We start from the raw sequence: 10,145 nt of genomic DNA on the forward strand, positions 1-10,145 counted from the left end.
CGCGCTCATACCGCGTACCCGGCCGCCCACCTCGACGAGGTGCGGCACGCGAGCCGCGACCGGCTGCGCCCGCTGGAGCGGCCACCGGCGGCGGGCCGGCAGGTGGCCAACGTCCTGTCCGTCGACTGGGCGGCCGGCGCGGCGCTGAGCGCGGCCTGAACCCCCGGTCGGGGAAGCCCCCGCCGGGCACCAGGCCGGCGGGGGCTTCAGCAGGTTGGATGAGACGTCAGGTCGCGAACTCTCTGACGCCCGACCCCACCGTGGACATCAGGCCGCTGACTCCGTGACCTCGGCCTCCAGCGGCATGACCGCGGCGATCAGGTCGGCGAAGTCCTTGCGCGGCACCTCCAGCACCACGTCCGGCCGATCGACGTGGTGGATCTCGACGTGATCGTTGAGCCGGCGCGCCACGACACTGCTGCTCATTCATGCTCCTTCCGTCGGAAGACCTGCCTGACGGCGGCCATGCCTCCGAGCCTGCGCGGACGACATCTCGCAGCCGCCCGCACCGCCCCGTTCTGTGAAGGCCCCGCCACCGCGAGTCAGCCTGCCACGCGCGGAGCTTCAGAACATCTGGCGCCGAGGGGAGCAGGTAGAGACATCCCCGCCCCGGAGGGCCATCTATACGCCTCAGGTGAAGACCCACCCCGCACATATCCGCATTTATCCGAGCGAATCAGGCGGAAGACCACCAGTCAGGACGTACAGCGTCGCCGCGAGGGCGGTCACTCCAGTGACCCCGTGGTCTCCCGGGATGGCGACCAAAGCCGTACGATCCGGCGATGCGAATGATCACGTACGTGTTCGTGGCCGCTGGATCCGCGCTGATCGTGTGGGCGCTGTATCAGGGCCTCTTCGTCGTGCAGGTGTGGGCGAGCACGGAGGCCGGGGAGGCGCAGGTGGCGATGGCCTTGCACGCCCTTGCCCGGCCGATGCTGCTCTGCCTGGCCGGGGCCGGAATGATGCTGGGCGGCACGGCGACGGCCGTCCTGGCACGTGCCCGCCAGTGTGCTGATCTCGCCTCGCCCCGTCAGGCCCGTTCCTCCAGGCCCGGGTAGACCTTCGGTTCCGTCGTCACGGCGGGCACGTCGCCAGGAGGTCCCGGCGCCATGAGCGTGATGTGCCGCCGGCCGGCGCGGACGGACAGGAACCTCGCATGCTGAAGGGCGACATAGTCGGGCTCCGGGCCCGGCATGAGGACGACATCCCGATCCCGCAGGCCGAGCTCTACGACGACGTGGTCACCCACTCGCGGGCCGTGGGCCGGCCGTGGCGGCCGATCACGCCCGGCTCGAAGGACGCGCAGTTCGCGGTGGACGACAAGGAGCAGGGGCACGCCCCGTTCTCCGTGGTGGAGCCGGACGGCGGCACGTTGGTCGGCGCCGCGATGCTGCGCTCCGCCGAGCGCAACGGCTTCGTCCGCGAGGGCGTGCTGCGCTCCTCGGTCTGGGTGATGGGCGAGTTCCTGGACGAGGCGCTGCTCGGGCTTCTCGTCCAGGACTGGAAGCCGGGCTCGAAGGGCTGGGCCGCCGCCGGACGGTCAGGGGCGGGCCGGCCGGCCAGATCGAGATACGCGACGTGCCGGCTCGCGTCGCGGAGCCCGCCTGGACGGCCGTCCTGGCGCCGGTTGCTAGATCGGCCTTCTGACCAGCAGCGCCACGCACTCCACGTGGTGGGTTTGCGGGAAGGCGTCGAACGCGCGCAGGTCGGCCAGGTCGTAGCCCCGCTCGCCCAGCCACGCCACGTCGCGGGCCAGCGTCGCCGGGTCGCACGAGACGTACACGACGCGCGGCGCCTCCAGGCTCGCGACGCGGTCCACCACCTCGCGGCCCAGGCCGGAGCGGGGCGGGTCGACCACCACCACGTCGGCGCGCTCGATCTGGAAGCGGTCCAGCGCCTCCTCCACCCGGCCGCGCTCGATCCGCGCCTGCGGGAGGTCGCGCAGGTTGGCGCGGGCGTCGCGGACCGCAGCCTCCTCGGACTCCAGGCCGAAGACCGCCCCCTCCGGCCCCACCGCCTCGGCGAGGCCCGCGGCGAACAGCCCGACCCCGCAGTAGAGGTCGAGCGCCCACTCCCCCGGCTCGGGCGCGGCGAAGGTCAGGACGGCGTCCAGCAGGGTCTCTGCGGCGCCGGGGTGGACCTGCCAGAAGCCGCTGCCCGACACCCGGAACTCGCGGTCGCCGACCCGCTCACGCAGCACGCCCGGGCCGCGGCGCGGCACCGTGCGGCCCTTGCCCTGGTCGACCAGGATCGAGGCGGGCGCGTCGAGGTCGGGCACGGCCACGGTGCGGCGCGGGCGCGGCTTGACCACGACGGCGCGGTCGCCGCCCGTAGCGGCGATCACTTCGACGCCCGCCGCGCCGGGCCACTCGCGCAGCTCCGCCCCGACCGCCTCCACCTCGGGGTGGGCGATCAGGCACGCGTCGACGGGCTGGATGTCGTGGGAGCGGTGCTTGCGGAAGCCCGGCACGCCGTCCCCCCGTACGGCGAACTGCACGCGGGTGCGCCAGCCGAGGCCGTCGGGCGCCCCCGGCACCTCCTCCACCACGACCTTCCGGTCGATGCCGGCGAGCCGGCGCAGCTGCTCGGCCACCACGTCGGCCTTGAGCGCGCGCTGCGCCTCCAGGGTGGCGTGCTGCCAGTCGCAGCCGCCGCACCGGCCGGGGCCGGCGTAGGGGCAGGGCGGGACGACCCGGTCGGGCGAGGGCTCCAGGATCTCCACGGCGTCGGCCCGGAGGAAGCGGGTCGTCTCCTCGGTCACGGCGGCGACGACGCGCTCGCCGGGCAGGGCGTGCCGGACGAAGACCACGCGGCCTTCGTGCCGGGCGACGCACCAGCCCCCGTGCGCGACAGGACCGACCGTGAGCTCCAGAGATGCCTGTTCCGCTTCCACATCGACACCCTATGCCCTGCTCGGCCGGGCCCTCGCCGGGGCCGAGCCGTCAGCGGGTCTCGATCCCCTGGTCCTTGACGACGTCGTGCCAGGAGCGGCGCACCGAGCCGGCCGCGAACGGCTCCGGGCGGCCCTTGAGCCGGTCGGAGGAGTGCAGCTGCCACGGCACGCTCGTCACCATCACCCCGGGCTTGAACAGCAGCCGGGCCTTCAGCCGCAGCGCACTCTGGTTGTGCAGCAGGTGCTCCCACCAGTGCCCGACCACGTACTCGGGGATGAAGACCGTCACCACGTCGCGCGGCGAGCGCCGGCGCAGCGTCTTGACGTAGTCGAGGATCGGCTGGGTGATCTCCCGGTACGGCGAGTGCAGCATCTTGAGCGGCACCGGGATGCCCCGCCGCTCCCACTCCTCCTGCAGCTGGCGCGACTCTTCGTCGTCGACGCCCACGGTGACGGCCTCCAACGTGGAGGGTCGGGTGGCTCGGGCGTAGGCGAGGGCCCGCAGGGTCGGCTTGTGGATCTTGGAGACGAGCACGATGGCGTGGTTGCGGGCCGGCAGCATGGACGCGTCGTACTCGCCGGTGATCTCCAGCTCGGCGGCCACGTTGTCGTAGTGCCGGCGGATGCCCTTCATCATGACGAACAGGATCGGCATGGCCAGGCACACGATCCACGCGCCCACCAGGAACTTGGTCAGCAGCACGACGACGAGCACCAGCCCGGTCATGACGGCGCCGAAGAAGTTGATGGCCCGGGAGCGGTGCATGCGGTGGCGGGCGCCCGGTTCGGTCTCCGTCCGCAGGTGGCGGGTCCAGTGGATGACCATGCCGGTCTGGCTGAGCGTGAAGGACACGAAGACGCCGACGATGTAGAGGTTCAGCAGGCGGCTGACGTCGGCGTTGAACCCCCACAGCAGCAGGCAGGCCGCCGCGGCGAGGATGACGATGCCGTTGGAGAAGGCCAGGCGGTCGCCGCGGGTGTGGAGCTGGCGCGGCAGGTAGCGGTCCTGGGCCAGGATCGAGCCGAGCACGGGGAAGCCGTTGAAGGCGGTGTTGGCCGCCAGGAACAGGATGAGCGCGGTCACCGCGGAGATCACCACGAACGCCGCCGAACCGCCGCCGAAGACCGCGTCGGCCACCTGCGCGATGATCGGCTGCTGGTAGTAGCCGGGGCCGACGGGCGTTCCGTCCGGCTTGAGCAGGTCCGTGGCCACCACGGACGGCTCGGCCACCTTCACCCCTGAGGCCAGGCCGAGCGCGATGATGCCGCCGAACATGGTGATCGCGACCAGGCCCATCATGAGCAGCGTGGTGGCGGCGTTCTTGCTCTTGGGCTTGCGGAAGGCGGGCACGCCGTTGCTGATGGCCTCGACGCCGGTGAGCGCGGCGCACCCGGAGGAGAACGCGCGCAGCACGAGGAACGCGGCGGCGAACGCCGTCAGGTTGGTCTGCTCGGGCACGATGCCGAACTCCGCGCTCGGCGCGTGCAGCTCGTCGCCGAGCACCAGCAGCCGGAACCCGCCCCACGCGACGAGGCCGATCACCGCGACCATGAACGCGTACGTCGGGATGGCGAAGGCGACGCCCGACTCGCGTAGGCCGCGCAGGTTGACCACGGTGAGCAGGACGACGATGGCGATGGCCACGGCGGGCTTGTGCTCGCCGACGAACGGGATCGTGGCGCCCACGTAGTCGACGCCGTTGGCCACGGACACCGCCACGGTCAGCACGTAGTCGACCATGAGGGCGCTGGCCACGGTCAGGCCGGCGTTGCGGCCGAGGTTGGTGGTGGCCACCTCGTAGTCGCCGCCGCCGCTGGGATAGGCGTGCACGTTCTGCCGGTACGACGCGACGACCGTCAGCATGACGACCACCACGGCGAGGGCGATCCACGGGCTGTAGGTGAAGAACGAGACTCCGGCCAGCGACAGGATGACGAGGATCTCCTGCGGCGCGTACGCCACGGAGGACAGCGCGTCGCTGGCGAACACGGGCAGGGCGATGCGCTTGGGCAGGAGCTGCTCGTGCAGCTGCCCGCTGCGCAACGCCCGGCCTACCAGGACGCGTTTCAGAAGATCTGTCACCTTCGCCACGTAACCAGAGCCTAGTCGCCGTTATGGCCGCGCATCGGAGCGCTCCCCTATCAGGCCATACTGGTGTCGAGCAACCGGCCGACCGCGAGATGCGGGGGAGTATGCATATAGTGATCATGGGGTGTGGCCGGGTCGGTTCGACCTTGGCGCACATCCTCGAGGACGGCGGCCACTCGGTCGCGATCATCGACCGCGACCCGCAGGCGTTCCGCCGGTTGCGGGCGGGGTTCCGCGGCCGGCGGGTGACGGGTATCGGGTTCGACCGCGACGTGCTCACCGACGCGGGCATCGAGTCCGCCGCCGCGTACGTGGCCGTCTCCAGCGGTGACAACTCCAACATCATCTCCGCCCGGGTGGCGCGGGAGACGTTCGGCGTCGACAACGTCGTGGCCCGCATCTACGACCCTCGGCGGGCCGAGGTCTACCAGCGCCTGGGCATTCCCACGGTGGCGACCGTGCGCTGGACGGCCGACCAGATCCTGCGGCGTGTCCTGCCGGAGGGCGCCGAGCCGCTGTGGCGCGACCCGACCGGCCGCGTCGTCCTGGCCGAGGTGCCCGTCCACCAGTCCTGGATCGGCACCCGCGCCGTCGACCTGGAGCCCAAGGCGCGGTGCCGCGCCGCGTTCATCAACCGGATGGGCGAGTCGCTGGTCGTCGCGGACGACACCGTGCTGCAGGAGGGCGACATCCTGCACGTGATCGGCGCCGAGAACGACATGGACCGGATCAACAAGGTGCTCGCCGCCGCACCGGAGAAGGACGACTGATGCGCGTCGCCATCGCGGGGGCCGGGGCCGTGGGCCGGTCCATCGCCGCCGAGCTGCTGGAGAACGGCCACGAGGTCCTCCTCATCGACGTCGACCCGAAGGCCATCAAGATCGACAGCGTGCCGCGGGCCGAGTGGCTGCTCGCCGACGCCTGCGAGATCGCCTCGCTCGACGAGGCCGGTCTCAACAACTGCCACGTCGTCGTCGCCTCCTCGGGGGACGACAAGGTCAACCTGGTCGTGTCGCTGCTGGCCAAGACCGAGTACGGCGTGCCGCGCGTGGTCGCCCGGATCAACCACCCCAACAACGAGTGGCTGTTCAACGAGTCGTGGGGCGTGGACGTGGCCGTCTCGACGCCGCGCCTGCTGAGCGCCCTCGTCGAGGAGGCGGTCAGCGTCGGCGACCTGGTGCGCCTGCTGACGTTCCGGCAGGGGCAGGCCAACCTGGTGGAGCTCACGCTCGCCGAGGACGCGCCCGTCGTGGGCCAGCGGGCCGGCTCGGTGCCGTGGCCGATCGACTCGGCGCTCGTGGCGATCCTGCGCGAGGGCCGGGTCCTGGTGCCGTCCGACGACGACCCGCTGGAGGCGGGCGACGAGCTGCTGTTCGTGGCCACGCAGGAGGTGGAGCAGGAGCTCGCCCACCTCCTGTCGCAGCACTGAGCCGGGCGTCCCGGCCGGCCTGTCACCCGGCTGGTGACCTCGACTGAAGAGCCAGGCACCGGAAGCTGGTCGTGGGAAGCGAGCCGCCACACGACAGTCACGGGGAGGAAGGCCGCCAGAAGACGGTCACGGCGAGGCAGGCCGCGGGGCATTCCTCAGGGGCAGTCGTGGGTCAGTACAGCGCGTACTCGATCGTGATCGCGTACGCGCCGTCCTGGGGCCCGCCCTCGGCCCGTACGGTGAAGTACACGCCCATCTTCTCCAGCCCCTCCCCCGGCTCCCGGACCTCGCAGAACCGTTTGCCCACGAGCGACTCGATCGCCAGGCCGGCACGCCCGGGCTGGACCGCCCCGCCCCGGGCCGTCTTCTCGCACTCGGCCAGGCTGGCGGGCTGGCGCTGGACCTCCCTCGGGAACCGGATCACGTTGGACGCGAGGGCGATCCGGTCGGCGGTGCAGTCGGCGATGTAGTACTCGGCCCACCTCTTCGGCCGGGGCGAGGGGGCGGGTGACTCCGTGGACCGGTTGGTGCCGTCGGAGCCGGCCGAGGCGGCGACCTGACTGGTGGTCGCCGTGCCCGTGTCGAGGTCGAGCGTCGTCTGCATGAACGACGTAGGGGCGTAGCGGCTGGGGCCGTTGCAGGCGGGCGCCGGCAGGGTGGCGGTGCGCAGCGGCCCGGGCCTGCGGGCCGCGAGTGCCGCCTGCGACGCCTGCGTGACGGCCCGCTCCGACGCCTTCGCCTCCGCGACCACGTCGCGCCAGCCCGCCTCGACGCAGACGCGCACGATCGAGGCCATCGCGTCCTTCCGGGTCAACGAGCGGACCTCGGCCCCCAGGCGCTCCGCCTGTCTCCTGATGGCGGCGTTGTCGATCAACGGCAGGTCCTCGTGGACGGTCGCCCAGTCCTCCTCGGCCGCCGCCAGGCAGACCTTCTCCTCGTCCGAGGTCAGTGCGGGCGCGGAGGAGCATCCTGCCAGGACGCAGACGGCGACGAGCGCGGCGCAGGCGGCGAGGACGGTCGCGGCTCTGGCGGGCATGGGTGACTCCGGAGGGTAGCGGGCATGGGACGCCCCGTTGAATCGGGCGAGGTGCGACACGCTATCTCCGGCGGTGGGGGTGGCGCGTCAACCCGTGGTTGGAGATGCGGGGGTCAATTCCGGGTACGACGCCTCCACCCACGGGTCCACGCCGGCGTCCACGAGTCCAAGCCGCCGCCCACGGGTCCACGTCGGCGTCCTGTGTCATAGCGGTCTCGCATCCCGACCGTCTCGAGCGCCCCGTCCTCGTCGCTCGTGGTACTGCCTCATCTTGCCGTCCGCCTCCCAGACGGCCGAGGAGCATGCTGGGGCCCCTCCGCCGTCCGCCAACGGGAGCCGGGCGCCGTGGCCGTGTCGGTCGTTCGGTCGACGCGCGTACCGCCGAAGGAGGACCCGCGAATCTGACTACGCGTCGACGCGCCGCGGCGCCCCACCACGGGGGCATGGGGTCCCAGGCCTCGCCTCCGCAGTCCGCACCCCGAAGCCCGGCCCCCGGACGCCGTGACGGCGCCCTCTCACGAGCGAGGGCGCCGGGGGAATGCCTGGGGAACGCCGGGGGAACGCGGGGCAGACGTCAGGCCGGGGCCACGGGGTTGAGCGGGGTGCGGCCGCGGCCGAGCATCCAGACCATGGCCGCCAGCGCGGCGATCTGCAGCGGCCACCCCATGGCGATCTTGGCGACGCCCAGCGCCGCCACCGCCTCGTCGCCGCCGCCGAACAGGTAGACCGGGAGCTGCACCGCCACCCGCACCACGCACGGGATCATGAGCAGCCAGGTCAGCCGCGAGCAGAGCCGGACGACGCCCGGGTCCTTGCGCCACCCGGTCGGGTCGCCCGTGACCGAGCCGATGAGGAACCCGACCACGGGCCACCGGGCGACGACCGACATCAGCATGGCCACCGCGTAGGCGCCGTTCCACAGGATGCCGGGCAGGAAGTAGTCCTTGGCGTCGCCGGTGCGGCTGGCGAAGAACGCGCCGATCGCGATGCCGATCAGGCTGTTGATCACGAACTGCGGCGTCGAGCGCTGCAGGACCCGCACGAGGAGCAGCACCACCGACAGCGAGACGCTGATGATCAACGACAGCTTCAGCTCGTCGGTGGTGATCCAGGCCAGCGTGAACGCGGCCGTCGGCACCGCCGCCTCGATGATGCCCCGCACGCCGCCGAACGCCTTGGCGAGCTGGGCTCGAACCGCTGCCTCCACGGTGTCGTGGGCGGTGTCTCCGGCCTCGGCCTTCACCTGATCAACTCCCTGGGCGCAGCTCGTATCGCGGATTGAACATCACCTTGCGGCCGTCCTGCACGCTCACCAGGCCCTCGGCCTTGACGACGCGGCCGGGCTCGATGCCGGCGATCCTGCGGCGGCCGAGCCAGACCAGGTCGATCACGTCGGACCCGTCGTAGAGCTCCGCCTCCAGCGCGGGGGCGCCACCTCTCGGCCGCAGCGTCACCGTACGTAGCGTACCGGCCACGCAGAACCGGCGCCTGCCGCCACACGAGGCGATCGGTGTCGCGCCCGTCTGCTCGGCGTCCTCGCGCAGCATCTGCGCCTCGATCTCGGACTGGGGTGATGCCAGCCGACTGAAGAACCCGCGCAACCCCCGTTTGGGAGCCCCTGCCGTAGTCATGATGAATCAGCCTATGCGATGGGAGGTCGTCAGCGAATCTCGCTGATCTCAGGTCCGCGCCGGAACGGGTTGAGGCCCGGCCGGTCGTCGCTCTGCGCGCCCTGTTCGGTGGGGCGGCGCAGCACGATGGGCTCCTCGCGCGCCATCGGCTCGTTGCCGCGGACGACGACGACGTCGCGCAGGAAGTCGAGGAACGGCTCCGCCGCGGCCTCGTCGGCGGCGGCCGGGCCGTGGACGACGGCGAGCAGGAACCAGCGGGGCCCGTCGATCCCGAGGTAGCGGGCCTGGCGGGTCTGGCCGTCGGCGGTGATCTCGCCGCGCAGCTCGACGCCGAACGGGCCCTCATGCCCCTCCAGGGCCGGGAGCTGCTGTGTGATCTTGGTCTTGACCTCGTCCCACAGGCCCATGGACTTGGGCGCGGCCAGGGCCTGGAGCTGGAGCGTGCTCTCGCCGTGGATGACGACGACGCCGATGTGCTGGTCGCCGACGGAGGCCAGCCGTACGTCGAAGTCGGGGTTGTGCGGCAGCCGCAGGCCGCCGAGGTCGATCCGGTCGTGGTCGGGGTGGGGCTCGTCGGAGTCCCACGGGCCGGACTCGCGCGTGGGCTCGGCCGGGGCCGCGGCGTCGGCCGCCGCCTGCTCCGGATGGTCGTGACGACGGCGTCGGAACACGTCTCTCACTCTCCCTGTTCAGCGATCTGTGAACCCTGTTCGGCCCGTCAGCGCCCCGTCGAGCCGAATCCGCCGGCTCCGCGCGCCGATCCCGGGAGCTGCGCCACCTCGCGGAAGGCCGCCCGCTCCACCCGCTGGACGACGAGCTGGGCGATCCGGTCGCCGCGCCGGACGAGGAACGGTTCCCTGGCGTCGGTGTTGATCATCGTCACCTTGATCTCGCCCCGGTAGCCGGCGTCGACCGTGCCCGGCGCGTTGACCAGTGTGACGCCGTGCCTGGAGGCCAGGCCCGAACGCGGGTGGACGAACGCGGCGTATCCCTCGGGCAGCGCGATGGCGACGCCGGTCGGCACCACGGCGCGCGCGCCGGGCGGCAGCTCGGCGTCGCACGCGGCG

Annotated in this window: 12 protein-coding genes; 3 read left to right on the forward strand and 9 right to left on the reverse strand. The window is 72.1% G+C overall.

Annotated features, from left to right (window positions below; all coding sequences use genetic code 11):
• Nucleotides 1-267: 267 nt before the first annotated feature.
• On the reverse strand, nt 268-426 hold the full coding sequence (locus tag AB0H81_RS41345; protein WP_175588333.1) for a hypothetical protein: 159 nt from the start codon (nt 424-426) through the stop codon (nt 268-270).
• Between the two features lie 356 nt (nt 427-782).
• Here AB0H81_RS41345 and AB0H81_RS41350 point away from each other — a divergent pair, with 356 nt between their 5' ends.
• On the forward strand, nt 783-1,058 hold the full coding sequence (locus AB0H81_RS41350; RefSeq protein WP_358386877.1) for a hypothetical protein: 276 nt from the start codon (nt 783-785) through the stop codon (nt 1,056-1,058).
• A 169-nt stretch (nt 1,059-1,227) separates the two neighbouring features.
• On the opposite strand, the gene AB0H81_RS41355 is transcribed toward AB0H81_RS41350, so the two are convergent.
• The 3 genes from AB0H81_RS41355 to AB0H81_RS41365 form a co-directional block, all read right to left on the reverse strand.
• On the reverse strand, nt 1,228-1,410 hold the full coding sequence (locus tag AB0H81_RS41355; protein ID WP_358386880.1) for a hypothetical protein: 183 nt from the start codon (nt 1,408-1,410) through the stop codon (nt 1,228-1,230).
• 220 nt (nt 1,411-1,630) lie between these two features.
• Nucleotides 1,631-2,893 carry a class I SAM-dependent RNA methyltransferase gene (locus tag AB0H81_RS41360; protein WP_358386883.1) on the reverse strand — a complete coding sequence of 421 codons (1,263 nt, stop codon included), beginning with the start codon at nt 2,891-2,893 and terminating at the stop codon, nt 1,631-1,633.
• 49 nt (nt 2,894-2,942) lie between these two features.
• A complete protein-coding gene (locus AB0H81_RS41365) occupies nt 2,943-4,985 on the reverse strand; it encodes an APC family permease (RefSeq protein ID WP_358386886.1) in 2,043 nt (680 codons plus the stop codon).
• Nucleotides 4,986-5,086: 101 nt separating this feature from the next.
• On the opposite strand from AB0H81_RS41365, the gene AB0H81_RS41370 reads away from it, so the two are divergent.
• Together AB0H81_RS41370 and AB0H81_RS41375 are read left to right on the forward strand one after the other, a co-directional pair.
• On the forward strand, nt 5,087-5,752 hold the full coding sequence (locus AB0H81_RS41370) for a TrkA family potassium uptake protein (RefSeq protein ID WP_358386888.1): 666 nt from the start codon (nt 5,087-5,089) through the stop codon (nt 5,750-5,752).
• A complete protein-coding gene (locus tag AB0H81_RS41375; RefSeq protein WP_358386889.1) occupies nt 5,752-6,411 on the forward strand; it encodes a TrkA family potassium uptake protein in 660 nt (219 codons plus the stop codon). The genes AB0H81_RS41370 and AB0H81_RS41375 overlap by 1 nt, the downstream gene beginning before the upstream one ends.
• Before the next feature lie 172 nt (nt 6,412-6,583).
• Here AB0H81_RS41375 and AB0H81_RS41380 read toward each other — a convergent pair whose 3' ends face one another.
• The 5 genes from AB0H81_RS41380 to dut all read right to left on the reverse strand — a co-directional run.
• Nucleotides 6,584-7,447: a hypothetical protein gene (locus tag AB0H81_RS41380; RefSeq protein WP_358386892.1), complete on the reverse strand. Its 864-nt coding sequence runs from the start codon at nt 7,445-7,447 to the stop codon at nt 6,584-6,586.
• Between the two features lie 574 nt (nt 7,448-8,021).
• Nucleotides 8,022-8,690 (reverse strand): DUF3159 domain-containing protein, encoded by a 669-nt coding sequence (locus AB0H81_RS41385; protein ID WP_358386895.1) that lies wholly within the window; start codon nt 8,688-8,690, stop codon nt 8,022-8,024.
• Nucleotides 8,691-8,694: 4 nt separating this feature from the next.
• Nucleotides 8,695-9,078 carry an OB-fold nucleic acid binding domain-containing protein gene (locus tag AB0H81_RS41390; RefSeq protein WP_358386898.1) on the reverse strand — a complete coding sequence of 128 codons (384 nt, stop codon included), beginning with the start codon at nt 9,076-9,078 and terminating at the stop codon, nt 8,695-8,697.
• Nucleotides 9,079-9,107: 29 nt separating this feature from the next.
• On the reverse strand, nt 9,108-9,749 hold the full coding sequence (locus AB0H81_RS41395) for a DUF3710 domain-containing protein (protein WP_358386900.1): 642 nt from the start codon (nt 9,747-9,749) through the stop codon (nt 9,108-9,110).
• Between the two features lie 47 nt (nt 9,750-9,796).
• Nucleotides 9,797-10,145: dUTP diphosphatase (gene dut, locus AB0H81_RS41400; RefSeq protein ID WP_358386902.1), on the reverse strand; the 349-nt coding region annotated here is incomplete at its 5' end.

The organism is Nonomuraea sp. NPDC050691 (assembly GCF_040654455.1).
GTDB lineage: Bacteria > Actinomycetota > Actinomycetes > Streptosporangiales > Streptosporangiaceae > Nonomuraea.

Excerpts from the sequence above, each read along its gene's own strand:
- AB0H81_RS41345 (WP_175588333.1), bottom strand. The coding sequence starts at position 426 with ATGAGCAGCAGTGTCGTGGCGCGCCGGCTCAACGATCACGTCGAGATC.
- AB0H81_RS41350 (WP_358386877.1), top strand. The coding sequence starts at position 783 with ATGCGAATGATCACGTACGTGTTCGTGGCCGCTGGATCCGCGCTGATC.
- AB0H81_RS41370 (WP_358386888.1), top strand. The coding sequence starts at position 5,087 with ATGCATATAGTGATCATGGGGTGTGGCCGGGTCGGTTCGACCTTGGCG.
- AB0H81_RS41375 (WP_358386889.1), top strand. The coding sequence starts at position 5,752 with ATGCGCGTCGCCATCGCGGGGGCCGGGGCCGTGGGCCGGTCCATCGCC.
- AB0H81_RS41380 (WP_358386892.1), bottom strand. The coding sequence starts at position 7,447 with ATGCCCGCCAGAGCCGCGACCGTCCTCGCCGCCTGCGCCGCGCTCGTC.
- AB0H81_RS41390 (WP_358386898.1), bottom strand. The coding sequence starts at position 9,078 with ATGACTACGGCAGGGGCTCCCAAACGGGGGTTGCGCGGGTTCTTCAGT.